Source organism: Nitrospirota bacterium (assembly GCA_016214855.1).
Classification (GTDB): Bacteria; Nitrospirota; Thermodesulfovibrionia; order Thermodesulfovibrionales; family UBA6898; genus UBA6898.
The window spans coordinates 163,705-182,295 of the sequence record JACRMT010000004.1 but is presented as its reverse complement, the minus strand read 5'-3'; the positions used below and the strand labels follow the sequence as shown (position 1 = coordinate 182,295).

General features: G+C 48.1%; 21 protein-coding genes and 1 tRNA gene. 10 read left to right on the top strand and 12 right to left on the bottom strand.

What is annotated here, in order from left to right; translation table 11 throughout:
- The first annotated feature begins 215 nt into the window (after window positions 1-215).
- Both HZB62_02920 and HZB62_02915 read left to right on the top strand, forming a co-directional pair.
- Window positions 216-290: transfer RNA gene (locus HZB62_02920), tRNA-Gly, on the top strand.
- 30 nt (window positions 291-320) lie between these two features.
- Entirely contained in the window at window positions 321-848 is a 528-nt protein-coding gene (locus tag HZB62_02915; protein MBI5074113.1) for a cob(I)yrinic acid a,c-diamide adenosyltransferase, read from the top strand.
- On the opposite strand, the gene HZB62_02910 is transcribed toward HZB62_02915, so the two are convergent.
- Both HZB62_02910 and HZB62_02905 read right to left on the bottom strand, forming a co-directional pair.
- Window positions 845-1,417: a CDP-alcohol phosphatidyltransferase family protein gene (locus tag HZB62_02910; GenBank protein ID MBI5074112.1), complete on the bottom strand. Its 573-nt coding sequence runs from the start codon at window positions 1,415-1,417 to the stop codon at window positions 845-847. The genes HZB62_02915 and HZB62_02910 overlap by 4 nt on opposite strands.
- Before the next feature lie 11 nt (window positions 1,418-1,428).
- The gene (locus tag HZB62_02905) at window positions 1,429-2,526 is read right to left on the bottom strand and encodes an inositol-3-phosphate synthase (GenBank protein MBI5074111.1); all 1,098 of its coding nucleotides are present in this window, start codon (window positions 2,524-2,526) and stop codon (window positions 1,429-1,431) included.
- A 141-nt stretch (window positions 2,527-2,667) separates the two neighbouring features.
- Here HZB62_02905 and mdh point away from each other — a divergent pair, with 141 nt between their 5' ends.
- From mdh to HZB62_02880, 5 genes are all read left to right on the top strand, one after another.
- Complete coding sequence (mdh, locus tag HZB62_02900) at window positions 2,668-3,597, top strand: malate dehydrogenase (GenBank protein MBI5074110.1); 930 nt, start codon at window positions 2,668-2,670, stop codon at window positions 3,595-3,597.
- A gap of 113 nt (window positions 3,598-3,710) precedes the next feature.
- Window positions 3,711-4,448, top strand: a complete 738-nt coding sequence (locus HZB62_02895) for a nucleoside-diphosphate kinase (GenBank protein ID MBI5074109.1) — start codon at window positions 3,711-3,713, stop codon at window positions 4,446-4,448.
- 242 nt (window positions 4,449-4,690) lie between these two features.
- Window positions 4,691-7,132, top strand: a complete 2,442-nt coding sequence (locus HZB62_02890; protein MBI5074108.1) for an ATP-dependent Clp protease ATP-binding subunit — start codon at window positions 4,691-4,693, stop codon at window positions 7,130-7,132.
- 18 nt (window positions 7,133-7,150) lie between these two features.
- Window positions 7,151-7,672, top strand: coding sequence for a TlpA family protein disulfide reductase (locus HZB62_02885; protein MBI5074107.1), 522 nt, complete (start codon window positions 7,151-7,153; stop codon window positions 7,670-7,672).
- Window positions 7,672-8,244: a DUF4416 family protein gene (locus HZB62_02880; protein MBI5074106.1), complete on the top strand. Its 573-nt coding sequence runs from the start codon at window positions 7,672-7,674 to the stop codon at window positions 8,242-8,244. The genes HZB62_02885 and HZB62_02880 overlap by 1 nt, the downstream gene beginning before the upstream one ends.
- Here HZB62_02880 and proB read toward each other — a convergent pair.
- The 10 genes from proB to HZB62_02830 all read right to left on the bottom strand — a co-directional run bounded on the left by proB (window position 8,195) and on the right by HZB62_02830 (window position 16,238).
- Window positions 8,195-9,292, bottom strand: coding sequence for a glutamate 5-kinase (proB, locus tag HZB62_02875; GenBank protein ID MBI5074105.1), 1,098 nt, complete (start codon window positions 9,290-9,292; stop codon window positions 8,195-8,197). The two genes, HZB62_02880 and proB, sit on opposite strands and share 50 nt — an antisense overlap.
- A gap of 2 nt (window positions 9,293-9,294) precedes the next feature.
- The gene (obgE, locus tag HZB62_02870) at window positions 9,295-10,302 is read right to left on the bottom strand and encodes a GTPase ObgE (protein ID MBI5074104.1); all 1,008 of its coding nucleotides are present in this window, start codon (window positions 10,300-10,302) and stop codon (window positions 9,295-9,297) included.
- Window positions 10,303-10,359: 57 nt separating this feature from the next.
- Window positions 10,360-10,623, bottom strand: coding sequence for a 50S ribosomal protein L27 (gene rpmA / locus HZB62_02865; GenBank protein MBI5074103.1), 264 nt, complete (start codon window positions 10,621-10,623; stop codon window positions 10,360-10,362).
- 1 nt (window position 10,624) lies between these two features.
- Complete coding sequence (rplU, locus tag HZB62_02860) at window positions 10,625-10,945, bottom strand: 50S ribosomal protein L21 (protein ID MBI5074102.1); 321 nt, start codon at window positions 10,943-10,945, stop codon at window positions 10,625-10,627.
- A gap of 88 nt (window positions 10,946-11,033) precedes the next feature.
- Window positions 11,034-12,437, bottom strand: a complete 1,404-nt coding sequence (locus HZB62_02855) for an HD-GYP domain-containing protein (protein ID MBI5074101.1) — start codon at window positions 12,435-12,437, stop codon at window positions 11,034-11,036.
- Window positions 12,427-14,076 carry a HEAT repeat domain-containing protein gene (locus HZB62_02850; GenBank protein MBI5074100.1) on the bottom strand — a complete coding sequence of 550 codons (1,650 nt, stop codon included), beginning with the start codon at window positions 14,074-14,076 and terminating at the stop codon, window positions 12,427-12,429. Before HZB62_02850 ends, HZB62_02855 begins: the two co-directional genes overlap by 11 nt.
- Before the next feature lie 43 nt (window positions 14,077-14,119).
- The gene (locus HZB62_02845) at window positions 14,120-14,398 is read right to left on the bottom strand and encodes a hypothetical protein (protein MBI5074099.1); all 279 of its coding nucleotides are present in this window, start codon (window positions 14,396-14,398) and stop codon (window positions 14,120-14,122) included.
- Window positions 14,391-15,161, bottom strand: coding sequence for a twin-arginine translocase subunit TatC (gene tatC / locus HZB62_02840; protein MBI5074098.1), 771 nt, complete (start codon window positions 15,159-15,161; stop codon window positions 14,391-14,393). The genes HZB62_02845 and tatC overlap by 8 nt, the downstream gene beginning before the upstream one ends.
- Before the next feature lies 1 nt (window position 15,162).
- Window positions 15,163-15,441: a twin-arginine translocase subunit TatB gene (gene tatB / locus HZB62_02835; GenBank protein ID MBI5074097.1), complete on the bottom strand. Its 279-nt coding sequence runs from the start codon at window positions 15,439-15,441 to the stop codon at window positions 15,163-15,165.
- A gap of 17 nt (window positions 15,442-15,458) precedes the next feature.
- Window positions 15,459-16,238, bottom strand: a complete 780-nt coding sequence (locus HZB62_02830; protein ID MBI5074096.1) for a hypothetical protein — start codon at window positions 16,236-16,238, stop codon at window positions 15,459-15,461.
- 141 nt (window positions 16,239-16,379) lie between these two features.
- On the opposite strand from HZB62_02830, the gene trxA reads away from it, so the two are divergent.
- The 3 genes from trxA to ffh are packed head-to-tail and all read left to right on the top strand — an operon-like array spanning window position 16,380 to window position 18,589.
- A complete protein-coding gene (trxA, locus tag HZB62_02825; GenBank protein ID MBI5074095.1) occupies window positions 16,380-16,709 on the top strand; it encodes a thioredoxin in 330 nt (109 codons plus the stop codon).
- Between the two features lie 36 nt (window positions 16,710-16,745).
- On the top strand, window positions 16,746-17,270 hold the full coding sequence (locus tag HZB62_02820; GenBank protein MBI5074094.1) for a TlpA family protein disulfide reductase: 525 nt from the start codon (window positions 16,746-16,748) through the stop codon (window positions 17,268-17,270).
- On the top strand, window positions 17,270-18,589 hold the full coding sequence (gene ffh / locus HZB62_02815) for a signal recognition particle protein (GenBank protein ID MBI5074093.1): 1,320 nt from the start codon (window positions 17,270-17,272) through the stop codon (window positions 18,587-18,589). Before HZB62_02820 ends, ffh begins: the two co-directional genes overlap by 1 nt.
- Window positions 18,590-18,591: the final 2 nt, after the last annotated feature.

The following is an 18,591-nucleotide window of genomic DNA, read 5'->3' as shown; positions in this document are numbered from 1 at the left end:
ATTTCATGGGAGTTTGTAATAATATAAAGATATACTTTAAGCTCTCATCTTAATTTACGGATATTAATTAATATTTATGCTATATTTCCGGACTGCCGAGCGACAAGTAATAGGCAGGATTGACTATGAACATCTGTTTTGTAGATCCAGGGAAAAAGCTGAAGTAAACAGGCTTTCTTGACATTTGAGTACCTGCTGATTTATAAAATACGCACGCGGGCGTAACTCAGTGGTAGAGTGTCAGCTTCCCAAGCTGAAGGTCGTGGGTTCGAATCCCATCGCCCGCTCCAGAATCCCCATCGATGAGTAAAGAATGTCACATGGCCGAAAAAGGACTGATTCACATATACACAGGCGAAGGCAAGGGAAAAACCACCTCAGCCATCGGTCTTGCGCTTAGAGCAAGAAGCCGGGGCAATAAGATCCTTTTTGCCCAGTTCTTTAAGGAAAAAGATGACCTGAGCGAACTCTCCCTTTTGGAGCAGCTCGGAGTTGACGTTGTGGTTTTTGATGCGATCAAATCCCCGTTCTTTCATCCTTCTATCGGGAGAGCTCACCTGAGAGAAGAGACTGAAAAAGCCGTTAAAACACTGCAGAAGGTCATTTCCACTCATGCTCTTGATCTGGTCATATTGGATGAGTTCATATGTCTGGTCTCTGAGGATGTTATCTCGGAGAGCGAAGCTATAGCCTTTATGCGTCAGAAACCGGAGCCGCTCGAGCTTGTTCTTACCGGAAGGGGCGCAACAGAAGGAATAATGGCAGAGGCAGACTACGTGACCTACATGAAACACATTAAGCATCCCTATGACAGGGGAATAAAAGCACGAAGGGGTATTGAGATCTAACGTGTCTTCCTGAACTGCTTCATTGCGTAGAGAATTCTTTGCAGAACAGTGAGATGGGTAAGACCGGCAAGCAGCCACAGCATCGGAACCATGTACCCGCTAACCGCTCCAATAAAGAGCACTATTAAGCGTTCCGGTCGTTCCATGAGACCATGATTGCATGACACCCCGAGCCCTTCTGCTCTCGCTCTTGCGTAACTGATGATCAGAGAACCAACCAGCGTAATAAGGGCGAGAATAACCCCTGTCAATTGTCCGTTACTTCCCAGGTTCCACGCAATTGCCAGTAAAATTGCAGCGTCAGAATACCTGTCGAGCACTGAATCCAGGAAGGCTCCGAACGCTGAACTTTCCCCCCTGTTTCTCGCAACGATACCGTCAAGCATGTCAAGAAGTCCAGCCGGCAGCAGGCAGAACGCTCCCATCGTCAGGTCATGGGCCAGCAAAATGCTTGAGGCCATCGTAAGGGTAAAGCCGGTGATCGTTATGGTATTTGGGCTGACAGGAATTTTTCTGGCAAGTGCCTCCAGCGGCTTGTCCAGGGAATGACCTAATTTTTCGCTCAACATTGAAGAGAAGATCAGCTGATGCGTTCAGCCCTGATGAACTCTTCGACCATGTCCCTTGCGGCGTCATCTGAGTACTGTTTGGGAGGGTGTTTCATGAAATAGGCAGACGGAGAAATAAGCGGACCCCCGGCTTTTCTGTCCCTTGCAAGACGGCAGCACCGAATTGCGTCTATCACAACACCTGAACTGTTTGGCGAGTCCTCGACCGAAAGTCTCATCTCAAGATGAAGGTGCATATTGCCGAAGCCCCGCCCTTCTATTCTCAGGAAGCAGACCTTGTTATCGTTGAGCCAGGGGATATAATCCGACGGGCCGATGTGGATATCTTCATGAAAAAGCGGCGACTGCATCTGAGACTGAACAGCCTCGGTCTTGGATATTTTTTTCATGGCAAGGCGCTGAGGGTTCAGCATGTTAAGAAAGTCCGTGTTGCCTCCGACATTCAATTGGTACGTATGGTCTATGGTAACGCCGCGATCCTCGAATAGTTTCGTAAGGCTGCGATGTATGATCGTTGCGCCGATCTGGCTTTTGATGTCGTCCCCAATAATGGGAATGCCTTTTTCCTCGAATCTGCGGGCCCACGACTTCTGTGACGCTATAAAAACCGGTATGCAATTAATAAAGCTGACTCCTGCCTTCAGACATGCTTCTGCATAAAATGCCGTGGCTTTTTCAGACCCCACCGGAAGATAGTTCAGCAGGATCTCCGCTCCTGTTGTCTTCAGGACTTTCACGATATCAGCGGGCTTCCTGTCCGAAGGGATGAATCGGTTGTCATCCGGGTACTGTCCCATATGGCCGGCAACACCGTCCAGGATATTTCCCATGCTTACGATCACCCTGGATCGCGAGTTCATCTGCTGAAAAGATTTCGTACAATTCGGCCTTGCAAAAATGGCTTGATGAAGCGGCTTGCCGACTTTGCGTTTGTCGATGTCAAACGCAGCGACAACCGTAATGTGCTCAGGCAGGTATCCGCCCAGATCATAATGCATTAATCCGGAAGAAGAAGCGTTCTTTTTGCTTTTTTTGTAAAACTCAATGCCCTGTACAAGCGAACTCGCGCAGTTGCCTACGCCTGCAATCGCAATACGGATTTCTTTCATAGTAACGAGGGCTCCCCTTTAGAGTTATCTTTAATCGTTAACAAAATTTTATATATTAAAGATTCATATGAAGTCAAGAAGTTAATCTCAAACACTTTCTCCTTGCCATTCTTAATTTCTATCCACTATACTATTTCTCCTATGAAAACAAAGATATCTGTCATCGGAGCAGGAAACGTCGGAGCAACCACCGCAGAGCTCATTGCAAGGGATGGACTTGCTGATGTTGTCCTCTTTGATATTCAGGAGGGCATTGCTAAAGGCAAAGCGCTTGACATAACAGAAGCCTGTCCAGTCTGGGGCTCGCCGTCTCTTGTTACCGGCACCGGCAATTTTGAGGAGACCGCTGGATCCGATATCGTGGTCATAACGGCAGGTTTCCCCCGAAAACCTGGCATGAGCAGGGATGATCTGCTTATTGCCAATGCAGATGTCATTAAAGCGGTAACAGAAGGCACCGTGAAATATTCGCCGGACAGCATCATCGTTGTGGTGACCAACCCGATGGACGTTATGGCATATACTGCCATGAAGGTGTCCGGTTTTAGCCGTGAACGCGTCATAGGCATGGGAGGCGTGCTGGACTCAGCCCGGTTCAGGACCTTTGTTGCCATGGAGGCCGGCGTATCCGCTGCTGACGTAGAAGCACTTGTGCTGGGCGGACATGGCGATCAGATGGTCCCCCTGCCCCGCTTTACGACCGTAAAAGGCATACCTATCCCTGAACTGATGGGAAAGGAAACGATCGAACATCTGATCGGGAGGACTCGGACCGGCGGCGCTGAGATCGTCAGTCTCCTGAAAAGCGGCAGCGCTTTTTTTGCGCCGGCAGCGTCCACCGTACAGATGGTACGGTCAATACTGTTCGATGAAAAAAGAATTCTTCCGTGTTCAGCATATCTTCAGGGCGAATACGGATTTTCCGATGTCTTTGCCGGTGTTCCTGTCGTCCTAGGCAGGCGCGGGATCGAGAAGATCGTTGTCATATCCCTCCTGCAGGAAGAGACCGCCATGTTCAGCAGCTCAGCTGCAGCAGTCAAGGCGATGATCGGTACACTGAATCTCTCTTAGGCTCTGCAGGATGCCGATGTCCGGATCATGGTGAGAACACCCCGTTGTTGTAGGTAATTAACAGGTAATTAATCAGTATGACAGAATTCTTCTGTCATGTTATGGAGGATCAGATGGAACAAAAAGAAGAAATGGATCAGACCCTGGTACTTATTAAGCCGGATGCCCTTAAAAATTCATTGACTGGGTACGTGCTCTCCCTGCTTTCAGAATTTCACACGGGACTTCGTTTTGCCGGAGCAAAGATCGTGTATGTCAGCGACCTGCTTGCTGAAGAACATTACGCAGAACATCGTGGCAAAATATTTTTTCCTTCGCTTCTGGAGTATATAAAAGGCGAACTGCATTACCCGAATGAGCCATGGAAAAGGCGCGTGATCGCGCTGGTGTATCAGGGCAATGATGCGGTGCAGAAGATCAGGGATATATGCGGCCCTACGAACCCGCACGTTGCCCGGGAAAAAAGTCCGGGGTGCATCAGGGCGCTTGGCGCTCTCGTTCCGCTTAAGGATGCCGATGGAACCGTTATCGGCGAGCGCATGGACAACCTTATTCATGCTTCTGCCGTGCCGGCTGATGCAGAGCGGGAGATCAAGCTTTGGTTTATTCCTGCAGATATCCCGCCTTTCATGCGCACCTACCCTACTGAGGTAAATGAGGCATTCTACTATTATAAGGACGGCAGGATTTTTCTCGATCATGAGCCCGGCAGCGTTTGCCTTCTCGCTCCAGGGGATATTGCATGGAAGACCGATCTTGATGCGCTTCGCTCACTTCAGCAAGGAGCATCTTCAGCCACCTCCCTGGGATCGGTAGCTGCAAAATATCTTATCAATACTGAAAAAATATAAACGAATCTCGCTCTGCCGGCATATTCCCGGCAGTTGTCTTATGGCGTGAAGCATGATGGATGCTCACGCCTTTTTGTTCGTCCTTCGTGCCTCAGGTCTGCCGGCAAACGTGCTGACCTTTCATGAGATGGGTTTTGCGATCTATTCATAACTCATTGCAAAAAAAGCATTTATTGACTTTCTACAGGAAATCGCTGTAAAATTAAAACAGGAAGAATAGGGATCTATATAAGGAGACCTGAATGTTTGAGAAATTTACAGAGCGTGGAAGAAAGGTCATTATCTTTGCCAAGGAAGAGGCGGAGAAAAGACAGAATGATTACCTCGGAACAGAGCATCTTCTCCTGGCAATACTGAGAGAAGAAGATGGATTGCCCGTTGCCATACTGAAGAAGATGGGCTTGACCATAGAGGAACTGCGGATGGAGATTGAAAGGAATCTTCCTGCAGGCATGAATCTCCTCAGCTTCGGTGATATCCCCTTTACGCCCAGGGCTAAAAAGGTGCTGGAGCTCGCTGTTGAAGAAGCACGGTTGCTCGGCCACAACTACATAGGAAGTGAGCATCTGCTCCTCGGGCTCATTCGTGAAGATGAGGGTATTGCAGGAAAAATTCTTCGCAACCTGGGAGCAAATCTTCTTGGAGCGCGCCAGCTTACGATCAATCTCTCGATGAAGTCATATGTTCAGGCACGGGAAAAGAAGAGCAGCACCCCTGCCCTTGATGAATTCGGCAGGGATCTCACCATGCTCGCTAAAGAGAACCGGCTGGATCCGGTGATCGGCAGAGAAGATGAGATCGAGCGTCTGCTTCAGGTGCTCGGCAGAAGGATCAAGAATAACCCGGTAGTTATAGGCGAACCCGGCGTCGGAAAGACTGCAATTGTTGAAGGGCTTTGCCAGCGTATCGTGTCCGGCGATATCCCGGAAACGCTGCTCGGCAAGAGGATCATTTCTCTTGATCTCGGCGCCCTCATCGCGGGCACAAAATATCGCGGGCAGTTTGAAGAAAGACTAAAGATAGTCATGAAGGAGATCGTTCAGGCTGACAATATCATTCTCTTTATTGACGAGCTTCATACTCTGATAGGCGCCGGTGCGGCCGAGGGATCAATAGATGCCTCCAGCATGCTGAAGCCTGCCCTGTCCCGCGGTGAGATTCAGTGCATCGGAGCCACAACGCCTGACGAGTACAGGAAGTATATCCAGAAAGACAGGGCACTCGAGAGAAGGTTCCAGCCCATACAGGTTCAGCCGCCTGATGTGAATACAACCGTAGATATTCTTACCGGTCTCAAATCACGGTATGAGTCTCACCACAAGGTAAAGATTGCTCCTGAGGCGCTGAGCTCTTCTGCCAAGCTTTCTGACCGTTATATTCAGGACAGGTTTCTCCCGGACAAAGCGATCGATGTGATCGATGAGACGGGGGCTCGCATAAAATTGAAGCGCTTAACGCCTCCTTTTGAACTTAAGGATCTTGAATATAAGCTGAACAGGCTCTCAAAGGAAAAGAATCTGTATATAAAACTGCACGATCTGGAAAAGGCATCCGCAGTTCGTATCGATGAAGAGAAGCTCAAAAAGCTCTTTGAACAGATGCAGATTTCATGGAAAGAGCGTCTGAGCAGAGAAATACCGGTCATGAATGAAGATGACGTTGCCTATACCATCGCCAAGATGACCGGTATCCCTATTGTCAAGATAGAAGAACGCGAATCTGACAAGCTTATCAGGATGGAAGAGCAGCTTCACCATCGCATCATTGCGCAGGAAGAGGCTATCAGAGCGGTTTCGCGGGCTATCCGCCGGTCCAGAGCAGGACTGAAGAGCGTCAGGCGCCCGATTGGCTCCTTCTTCTTTCTCGGGCCGACAGGCGTCGGCAAGACCGAACTTGCAAAGGCCCTTGCGGAATTCATGTTCAACGATGAAAGCGCTCTCATTAAAATTGACATGTCCGAGTACATGGAGCGCTTCAATGTTTCGAAATTGACTGGTGCGCCTCCCGGCTATGTCGGATATGACGAAGGAGGCATGCTCACTGAACAGGTAAGAAAAAAACCGTATGCGGTCATTCTGTTCGATGAGATCGAGAAGGCGCATCCTGATGTCTTTAATATGCTGCTGCAGGTTCTTGACGAAGGAGTTCTGACCGATAATTTTGGAAGAAAGGTCGACTTCAGGAACACCCTTATAATCATGACCTCAAACCTCGGCGCGAGAATTATTGAAAAGGCTACGCCTTTGGGATTCCAGCGCCATGAATCAGGTGAGATTTACGAGAACATCAAGGAAAATGTTCTGAGCGAATTGAAAAAAACCTTTAACCCCGAGTTTCTGAACCGCGTTGACGAGATCGTAGTATTCCATCCCCTTGACAAGAATCATCTTCTCTCAGTTATTGATCTGCTCGTTGAAGAGATGAACAAGGAACTTATCGATCAGGAACTTGTTGTCGAGTTGTCTCATGAAGTCAAAGAATGGCTGCTGGATAAACACTTCAAGCCGGCTTATGGCGCCCGGCCGATGAGACGGGCTATTCAGAGGGAAATCGAGGATACCCTTTCTGAAGAAATCCTCAAGGGCAATTTTAAAGGTGGACATAAGATCAAGGTCCTGCTTGAGTCAGGAACGCCGATATTCGTTATTGCTGACGAAGCGTCCGTTCTCTCCGGGGTAAATTAGAATGGTGTGTCCCGTCAGATGAGGCGGCTTCTGAGTGCGGCATCCGTGCCGGTTGTTTTAGTCATGATAATCCTTTTTGCGTCCTGCGCTGAAAAGAAGACAGAGGTGGCAGAGGGAACTCGCGCCCCGAAGCTCGATGTCGTCGATGTGCGGTCTGGTCAGACCGTGGACATCTCTCAGCTCAAAGGCAAGGTCATTTTTGTTAATTTCTGGGCAACATGGTGCCCACCCTGCAGAGAGGAGATGCCTTCGATAGAAGCACTGCACAGAGATCTGCAGAAAAATGGGGCATTTCTTATGGTTACAATCCTCTATAAAGACGATGCAAAGACAGCCCTGGACTATATGGGTGCAAACGGCTATACCTTCCCTTTGTTCACTGATCATGGCGGCGCATCGGCAAAACGTTACGGAGTAACAGGTGTGCCGGAGACCTATCTGATCGACAAAAAAGGAGCACTGAGAAAACGGGTGATCGGCCCTGCTGACTGGAATTCGGCAGAGGCCAAGGCTCTTATCAATTCACTCCTGTCTGAATAATGGGAACCCCCCACCCGCCCGAAAAAGCACTTCTTTTTTTGGCACTTCTGTTCGCCGCCAGAGAGGCCTTTGATTTAGCTCTGCCGATTCTGAGAGAGCGTTTCGGTGCTGTTCTGTTCGAAAGTCCTGAGTCTGACTGGAGCCACTCGCATTATTACGATAGGGAGCTTGGAATACCTGTGCTCAGACGCTTCATATTCTTCAGGGGTCTTTTTGACGCCTCGACACTGCCTGAGATCAAGCTTGATACCAACTGCCTGGAAGGCGTATTCTCTCAGGACGGCAAAAGAAGGATCAATATTGATCCTGGTTATATCACGTCTTCAAAGGTGGTTCTGGCATCGGCCAAGGACTATTCACACAGACTCTATCTGGGGAGGGGGATCTATGGGGAGGTGGCACTCTATTTTCAGGGGAACAGATTTCACCCCATGCCCTACACGTATCAGGATTACCGGGAACCGCGCGGCCTGGACATATTCGAAAAAGCGAGAAAAGAATTGAAGAAGCTGACAAGGAACCTCAGACAAGCACCAGATTATCCCGGTGTATCACCTCATCAGAATATTTAAAACCCAGGATCTCCTCGATCTCACCCGTTTTTCTTCCCATGATTTTTTTCAGATCAGTTGACGAATAATTGATCAGGCCTTTGGCGATCCTCTTACCCCTGGCAGTAAGACAATAGACCGAATCGCCGATCTCAAAGGTCCCTTCGACTGAGACAATACCGGAGGGAAGAAGGCTCTTGCCGGCGTCCCTGACAGCGCTGACCGCTCCTTCATCAAGGATAACGCTCCCCTTCGAGCGGCTGCTGTACGCGATCCAGCCTTTTCTCTGCGACATCCTGTCCTCACCGGGTCTGAAACAAGTGCCGTAATGCTGACCCGTAACCGCAGGGATAAGCAATCCCGCCTTCTTTCCGTTGATAATATTCACTGCTATCCCGTGTGATGTAGCCTTTTTTGCTGCAAGCACTTTGGAATACATTCCTCCGGTTCCGACGCTGCTTCCTGCGTCGCCTGCCAGCTGTTCTATGTCAGGCGTGATCTCATCAACATAAGAGATGATCTTTGCCTGCGGATTGGTTCGCGGATCGTTCTCAAACAGACCGTCAACATCGGAAAGAATGAAAAGATGATCTGCCTCTATCATGATCGCAACAAGGGCTGCAAGATTATCATTATCGCCGAATTTTATCTCGTCTGTTGTAACCGTGTCATTTTCATTGATAACCGGGATGACGTCATAGGAGAGCAGCGTGAGGAGCGTATTTTTTGCATTGATATATTTCTTTCTTTCCGCAAAGTCCTCTCGTGTAAGAAGCACCTGCGCGACCTTTTTCCCCTTATCGGCAAAGGCCTTTTCATATGCCCACATCAGACTGCTCTGTCCAACTGCTGCTGCAGCCTGCTTAAACCTGATGTCGGTCGGCTTTGTCTTCATGCCGAGTTTTTTCATGCCGGCCGCGACAGCTCCTGAGGAAACGATAACCACATCATTGCCTTCAGATGCGATAATCGATATGTCGCCGGAGATGCGGTCGATCATATTCGTATCAAGGCCTTCACGGGCAGAAGCAATGATATTGCTTCCAATTTTAACGACAATGCGTCTCATCCTTATTCCCGCTCCCTGATGAGGGTATCCCCAAGATACCTGAGCATTTTTCTTATTCCCTTTCGTGTTGCTGAAGAGATGGCAAAAAAATCAATAGCGTTAGTTTTACAATATTCGCTGATCAAGTCAAGCCTTCCTGAATCAGAGGCTGCATCAATTTTTGATGCAACAACAGCGTGTTTCTTTGAGATGAGGTCATCGCGGTAAAGGTTCAGTTCCTGTCTGATCTTCTCATACTGTTCCACCGGGTCTGTTTCAGACATGTCAGATACGTCGACAAGATGAAGGAATATTCTGGTCCGCTCAATGTGGCGCAGGAACTGAAAACCGAGCCCTGCCCCCCTGTGTGCCCCCTCTATGAGCCCCGGGATATCAGCGACAACAAAGCTTGCATAGTCGCCGAACTTTACAACGCCAAGATTAGGGACAAGCGTTGTAAAAGGATAATCAGCTATTTTTGGACGGGCTGATGAAATGACCGATATCAGTGTCGACTTACCGGCATTGGGCAGACCGACCAGTCCGACGTCAGCGAGAAGTTTCAGCTCAAGGAGAAGATGCTTCTCTTCGCCTTCTTCGCCGGGCTGTGCAAAACGCGGAACCTGCCGCGTGGCAGTTGCAAAATGCTGATTCCCCTGGCCGCCTCTTCCGCCCCGCGCAGAAATGAACTCCTGGGCATTTTCAACAAGATCGGCGACAACAGCACCAGATTCCTTGTCCCTGATCACCGTGCCTAAAGGGACAGGAATCACAAGATCCACACCGTCTCTTCCGTGCATTCTCTGGCCCATGCCATGCTGCCCGCCAGGTGCCTTGTATTCCCTGCGGTATCTGAAATCCAGAAGCGTATTCAGGTCCCGTGCAGCACGAAAGATGATGTGGCCGCCCCTGCCGCCATCGCCGCCGTCAGGGCCTCCCCTGGGAACGTATTTCTCTCGCCGAAAGCTGACGCATCCGCGCCCTCCTCTTCCCGCTTGTACAAATATCTCTGCATAATCAACGAATTTCATTAAAAAATAAAAAAGGCAGATGTAACTCTGCCTTTTTGCTCCTCCTGCAAGCTGGACTTATTGCTGAGCTGCGGGATAAACGCTTATCTTAAGCCTTATATTGTCTTTTCTCTCGAACTGAACGACCCCGTCGATCAATGCGAAAAGAGTATCATCAGAACCCTTCCCTACGTTATTGCCGGGATGAAATTTTGTTCCCCTCTGCCTGACAAGGATATTCCCTGCCTTTACGATCTGCCCGCCAAACCGTTTGACCCCGAGCCGCTGTGACTGACTATCACGCCCGTTCCTTGAACTGCCAACTCCTTTTTTGTGTGCCATGCTATCCTCCGACTACAATGTCCTGAATTTTTACGAGAGAGTACGGCTGACGGTGCCCTCTCAGCTTTTTATGTCCCTTGCGGGGCTTCTTCTTGAAAATCATAACCTTCCGCGCCTTATCGTCCTTCAGAATTTCGGCTTTTACCGACGCGTTCTTAATATAAGGACTGCCGATCATGCTCGATTCGTCAGATGATACGAAGAGAACCTTGTCAAAGGTGACATTCGCACTATCACCCACAGTAGTTATTTTCTGGACCCTTATGGTATCTCCAGGTGCAACCTTAATCTGAAATCCTGCTGCCTCAATAATCGCATACATAGTTAACTCACCTCCGATCGTATATTAAAAACGATAAGGGTTTAAAAAGTCAATATTTTTAAGGAGAAACCAGAAGAATCGCACTTTGTTACAGGAGATATTCAGCGAGGTTTATCTTGTATTTATTGGGATCCATGGTTTTGCTGATCGAACGCAAAAAAACTTCCCGTTCGTTCTTTTCGGTCAGGTCGACCGTTGTTCCCCTGATCCTGTTGCCTTTGCTGTCAACAATGATCATGACGCGGGGACGCACCGGGAATATCTGATTGCTCTCACAGACCAGGCCGAGTTCTTTTGTGTCGAGCATGACAAGAGTTCCGATAGGATAAACGCCGACCATATTGGTAAAGAATTTGAACAGCAAAGGATCGAGCTGTGTGCCTGCACGCTCCATCATAATACTGAGCGCCTTGTCAGGGGACATGGGAGTTCGTGAATAGACCCGCGCTGAGGTCATCGCATCATACTGGTCCGCAAGACTTACGATGCGACTGTGCAGTTCAAGCTCAAGAGGTTTGCGTATTTTGGGATATCCCGAAAGGTCGAAGTTCATATGATGCTCAAACGCAACAATAGCGGATTTTATGGTAAGGTCATCAAATTTCTTGAGTTTCAGTACAGCCTTGAGGCCCCAGACAGGATGTTTTCTGATGATCTTCCATTCATCATCAGTGAAATTGGTCGGTTTATTCAGGACTTCATTAGGAATCTCCATTTTTCCTACGTCATGAAACAATGCAACCATGCCAAGTTCAGTCAGCATTTTCCTATTGAGCCCCAGTCTCTGGCCAAGCGCTACCGACAATATGCTCACATTAACGGAATGATGATAGGTATATTCATCATAATCCTTTATTGCCGTCATGCCAAGAAGCATCTGTTCTTCTTCAAGGATTTGATCCACCATGGATTCAACCACTCTTTTTGCCTTCTTTACATTGACCTTTTCTCCGGACTTCATCTTATTCATGATGCCGTGGGTAAATGAAACCGCATTAAAATAGGTCTTTTTTACCATCTTCCGGACATCATATGAGTCCTCTTCAACAACTTTTTGCAACCGCCCTATACCGATGGACCTGACATCAGCCAACTTTTCTTCGAGTACCGAAAAGGGTTCTTGCGAGAAACTCGCTGCGATGAAGGCCCGTATGAAGATCTTAATATCTTCCGATTTTATCTGATCCTTAAAGACAACGCTGCCAAGTTCCCGCTTCTTGAATTCCCTGACCAAAAAGTCAAAGTTGAGCAGATACTCCATTGAATAGCGAATACGATATTCATTGATATAAAAGAATTCGCCGCGCAGTTCCAGCGTAATAATCCGTTCCTGTTCAATGAAGGTATTGAGCATTGCAACAATCCTGCTGATCGAGGATACCAGGGCAACGTTATTGGCATCATGTATCTGGGAGGTGCGCAGCACAACAGAGAGCTGGTTGATCAATTCTTTGGAGTGTTTGTGCAGCTCGCGCTCCTGCTTACTGTCCATGTTCAAGCCTCTTGATAGCAGTATAGGAGAACTCTCTGATCAGTTTGCTGTTCTCTCCCTTGAATTTCTGCAGCAGAGAAATTGCTTCCTTGTTCCCGAGCAGGCCGAGACCATATGCAGCACATGCCCTGGCTTCGTCACTTCTGGCGCTTCCAAAGAAAAACGATTTTTTCTTAAGGGTTTCTGAGAGAAAAGAAAATACTTCCTTGTCTTTCCAGTGGGAAAGGACCTCAAAATATTCTTTTTTCTCTTCGAAATCCTTGTCCTTGAAGGTCTTGTCATTGATGCGGTCCATAACGATCCTCTTCGCTGCCTCAGACGTAATAGTGCCCAGTGCCCTGACCGCTGCCGATCGCACCTGGATCTCCGGGTCATCGAGACACTCCCTCAGTGTCTGAAAGACGCCTCCGCCGCCAAGTTCTCCCAATGCCCTGATCACTTCCTTTCTGACCCTGATGTCGGTATGGCGCACGGTCTTCAGCAGAAATTCTACCGCGCGCTTGTCAGATATTTTCCTGAGTATGTAGATGATATTCCTTACTACATACCAGCGGGAATCGTTCAGCCCCTTGGACAGGGTCATGATATCCTTTGGCCCGATAAAGATGAGTGCGTCGATCACAACCTTTCTGGCATGGATACTTTTCAGTTCACCCAAAATGTTCATTAATGGTGATACCGAATTCTTGTCCAGATGCTTAACAAGGTCCTCGATGATCTTATCCTCCAACTCCTGTCCGGAATCCAGAATTTCGCCGAGAAGCTTTATGATGGCATCACTTCCGGTATATGCAATGATCTTTCTCAGATACTTCTTGATCTCCTGGTCAACGTTCGCGTCATCCATGACATTCTGCAGGCGCGACAGGATGCTGGTAACCATTGGTATATCGCCCTGCGTCATCGCAAACTCAACGGCACTCATGAAATAGACCGAGAGGTCGTCAAAGTCATTGCGTGATTCAGCCAGATACATGAGTTCAAAGAGTATGTCAACCAGTTTTTTTGTCTTGTCCATAGCGTCCCTCTCCAGCTCCTGCATCAGATGCTGCAGGTCTTTGTCTGTAAGCGGAACAATATCCACGTCCTTAAGGACCTCATCCTCCTTAAATGCATCTTGGTAAGCCTTCATTACATTGTCAGGGTCATTGGCAGCTTCCGCGATTTGCTCGACGGCATTCACCTCGTAATTCTCCTCATCAGCAAGGATCACATCGTCAGCAACATGCTGTATGTTCTGAAAATCCTTTTCCCACAAGAGCGTGACAATGTCGTCGTCCAGGACATCACGCTCAAAATCTGTTGCCGTGATCTTCAGGAACTCTTCCATCTCTTCGGCAGTCAGTCCCTTCTTGAACGTCAGCTCTCTCAGACCATCCTTGAACAGGAAGAGAGCGAGATTGTCCTCTTTCTCTGCACTGGAATAAACCTGTTCGTTCTCCCACATGATGTCGTTCTGCCGTATCTTCAGGAGCAGGACCTCATGGTAGTCAAAGAAATCTCCGAAACGGGCATAGGTGTCCTCAAGGGTCTTGACATAAATAGGATTGTTCGACGGATACATGCGTATCATCTTCTTTGATTTAAGGATCGCCTGTATTACTTCTTTCGAAGCTTTTATATCGTCTTGCTGTTCCATCAGTTAATTACTTATCATAGGCATAACCGGTTGTCAATAACAGCTAAATCAGCGTGATCCGGCGCTCGCGTGCAAAAGTCCTTATTACAACGGTCGCCAGATACAGCCGCTGGAGTTTAAGATTCCTCATCCTTATCGCCTCAATATCATTTGCCGGAAATTTCTGCGAGCGGATAAATTTTTGGGTCTTGTCGATTTCGTGATAGAACTCTTTCAGCGCCTCGGGCTCAAAGGGTTTCAAAAAAATCGGATTTACTGCGACATACCCTTCGGCTACGTCCATGGTGAGTGCTTTATTGCTCTTCCCCCGTACATTACCCATGGGATGCCTTCCTGAACATGATCCTTGAGAGAAGTATGCCGATCTCATAGAGAAGAATGATGGGGACTGCCATGAGGGTCTGATTAAAGGCATCCGGTGTTGGTGTAAGAGCTGCAGCAAGAATAAAGGCTGCAAGAACAGCATACTTTCTGTTGCGTGCAAGCGCGGACGGCGTGACTATGCCGAATCTGGTGAGAAAGATGATCACCAGCGGCAGTTCGAATATCGCACCAAAGGCAAGAATGAACTTCAGGCAAAAATCGATATAGCTGCCGACCGACAGCATCGGCGTCATCTGCGCAGTCTTGTATCCGAGCAGAAAGGTCATGGCAAAAGGAAGTATGATGACAAAACAGAAAACGGCACCCACGGTAAATAAAAGAACAGCAAAGAACAGGAACGGCAGGAAATACTTCTTCTCTTTCGGCAAGAGTCCGGGTGAAATGAATTGCCAGAATTGCAGGAAGATAACCGGGAGCGACGCGACAACGGCTGCCATGAACGCGACCTTGAAATGCATCCAAAAGGCCTCTGCAGGGGCAAGGAAAACCAGCGGCGTAGGCGGTTTTTCTGTAAGCTGCACATACGGAGATGTCATGGACAATTTCATCTCTGCCTTCAGGGGAAGCGTAAGTGCGCCGAATATTTCCCCGGAAAAATTAAAGGAAACAAGAAAAATGAGAAGAACGGAACCAAGGGAAATGAATATCCTTTTCCTGAGCTCAGTGAGGTGTTCTGTGAGGGGCATCTTATCCTCTTCCAAGTTACCCCTTATCCTCTTTCCCCGTGACCTCAGCCCCGGCAGAAGGACGTTCTTCTTTCTCTTCATCCTTCGGCAGGCTATTGATAATATCTGCATCCGGCAACTTGTAGTCGACATTAAGCTCATTCTCGATCTGGCTCTTGGCGATATAGACACCCCTTTTGATTTCCGCCATCCACTTGCCCATGGTTTTGGCCAGTTCCGGCAGTTTCTTGGGCCCGAAGACAAGAAGCGCAACAACAAAGATGATTATCAGCTCCTGGAAGCCTATGTCAAACATGATTACCTCAGACCTTCTTACTCTTCTTCATAGATTTTCCTGATCTTCTTGTCCCCTTTGGCGTTCGTGAAACTTATCGACAACATAAGTCTGAATTCCGGCGACCTGGCCTTGAAATCAGCGCCAACTCCAATTGTTGTATAAATGAAATCAGAGGTCTTGAGACGATAGCCGAAGCGAGCTTCCAATTGATCATATTCTTTGGAAAAATGTATTTTTCTTGCAAGGAACTCAGCAAGGATATCCGAATCATGTTTTGCAGAGAACTCAACTCCCGAAGCAAACAGAAGCTCTTGCTGAAGGCTGCCCTTGCCGGGCTTTTCATAAAAGATATTAAAGTTTCCGCGAAATGGCCCAAGTCTTTTGCTCAGGATAAGGCCGATACCAGTGCGGCCTCCGCTCGTAAGCCAATCATTCCCCGTAGGCAGAGACGCCGTAACAATATAGGCAAGCGAAGGACCGTATTTGCCCTCGTCATAAAAGCGGTGTTTGAACCCGAGAGCAACATCCTCAATTCCGTTGACTGACCCAAGATAGTCGGATACATAGGGGACAGTGAACAAGACTTCAAGGTGATCGCTGAGGCCATAGGCCCCCCTAAGCTGAAATCTATAGAAATTCGGCTCCTTCGACTGTTCCATGGCCAACTCTACGGATGCCTTGTTCTTAGGAAGACTTTCCGCGCTGAATGTTGAAAAAACGCCGTCAGGTGCAACAGGTTGCAGCCCCGAAATATCAAAAGCGAAAACCTCGGCAGAAAGGAGAAAAAAAGCAATAATAATAAGGAGTTCTTTCACTCCTTGAAACATACCAGATACCGGCAATAACTGTCAATGTGGTATTGTTATCCCCCTGTCTTCTCAGTGCTTTTAAGATGCTTCGTTGACAAAAAAATAGCACCGGCAATATAATACAAAATTCTAAGGAGGAGGTCAGTCATGTCTGAAAATGTATTTGAGGCAACATCAGCAGCATGGGATAAAGAGGTATTGGGTCACAACGGCGTGGTTATGGTAGATTTTTGGGCAGTCTGGTGCGGTCCTTGCCGCATGATAGCCCCGACGGTTGAGGAACTTGCAAAGGAATATGCTGAAAAAATAAAAGTGATGAAGCTTAATACAGACGAAAATCCGGAAATAGCAAGCAGATACAAGATCATGGGAATCCCCAGCATTATTTTCTTCAAGAATGGACAGGAGGCGGACCGCATTGTCGGCGCTGTTCCTAAACCTCAGCTTAAGGCAAAGATTGACAGCCTGCTCGCCTGAGCCTGAATTTCTGACACGCTGACTCACGGAATTTATATGATAAAGAACTATTTCTTTTTTCTTTTTTTTGCGCTCGGTCTGGTTTTCGCAGCCTGCACCAAAACAGACAGCAAGTCCCCTGCCGGGTCAGCCGCAGCGCTTAATACAGCTGCTCCTGATTTTACGCTCAAGGATCTCGCCGGCCGGAATATTTCGCTTTCCGATTATAAGGGAAAAGTGGTGCTTCTCGAATTCTGGGCTACGTGGTGTCCGCCGTGCAAGGCATCAGTGCCCGCATTGGTTGAACTCAACAAAAAATACGGGCAGAAGAATTTTATGCTAATTGGGGTGTCCATAGACACTGATTCTGATGCGTCGGAAAAAATCAGGCAGTTCGCAGCTTCACATAACATTAACTACACCGTTCTTCTTGCAGATGAAGCTACTCCTAAAACATATAACATCACCAGTATACCTACCACCGTCCTTATCGGGAAAGATGGCAATATTGTCGATATCTACAAGGGATATTCTGAAGAACTCGATAATAAACTGTCCGCTCACATAGAGAAGCTGTTGTAATGTTCGAAAGCATAAGCGACAAACTTGATTCGATTTTCAAGAAGCTTAAAGGCAGAGGTCTCATTAACGAGGCTGACATAGATGCAGCGCTGAAAGAAGTAAGGCTGGCCCTCCTTGAGGCTGACGTGAATTTCAAGGTAGTGAAAGATTTTGTCCAGAGAATAAAAGAAAAAGCTCTGGGCAAGGAAGTTCTTGAAAGTCTCACGCCCGGGCAGCAGGTCGTTAAGGTAGTCCATGAGGAGCTCTGCGCTCTTCTGGGAAGTGCCAATGTCAAGATCATGCTTTCCCCGAACCCGCCGACTATTATTATGATGGTCGGCCTGCAGGGCTCCGGCAAAACCACATCTGCAGCAAAGCTTGCCAAGCATTTCAAGAAGGAAGGGAGGCGTCCTCTTCTTGTTGCCTGTGACCTGCAACGGCCTGCAGCTATCGATCAGCTCCTGGCTCTGGGAGCACAGGTGGGCGTTCCTGTCTTTTCTTCACGAGATACCAGAGACCCGGTAGCGGTTTCCCTTGAGGCCCTCAGGAAGGCCCGGTCGGAGGCCTATGACATTCTCATCATCGACACGGCGGGCCGGCTGCATGTAGATGAATCGCTCATGGCTGAGCTCAGGAACGTCAAGAATAGCATTGAACCCGGAGAGACCCTCTTTGTCGCGGATGCCATGACCGGACAGGATGCAGTGAACATAGCGAAACAGTTTAACGATCAGATTGGCATAGACGGTATTATCCTGACAAAAATGGACGGCGATGCCCGGGGCGGAGCAGCTCTTTCTGTGCGCGAGATTACTCAGAAGCCCATCAAGTTTATTGGTGTAGGCGAAAAGATCGATATGCTCGAACCATTTCATCCTGATCGAATCGCCTCCCGCATTCTCGGGATGGGTGATGTCCTCAGTCTTATCGAGCATGCGCAACGCTCCTTTGACCAGAAGGAGGCAGAAACACTTCAGAAAAGAATACAGGATGATTCCTTTACGTTTGACGATCTGAGGGAACAGCTTAAGAAGATACGGGGCATGGGACCACTGGAAAGCATTCTGGGTATGATCCCTGGCATGAGCAAGGTAAAGGACATGCAGGTTGACGAACGCGAATTTGTAAAGATCGAGGCGATCATCAGTTCTATGGCAAAAAAAGAGCGTTCAAACCATACTATCCTCAACGGAAGCAGGAGAAAAAGAATTGCCCTGGGAAGCGGAACGACCGTAGCTGATGTCAACAGAGTGGTCAAGCAATATGTGGAGCTGAAAAAGATGCTTAAGATGTTCAAGGGCAAGAAAAACATAAAGCTGCCTCGATTTTTTTGTCTCTGATT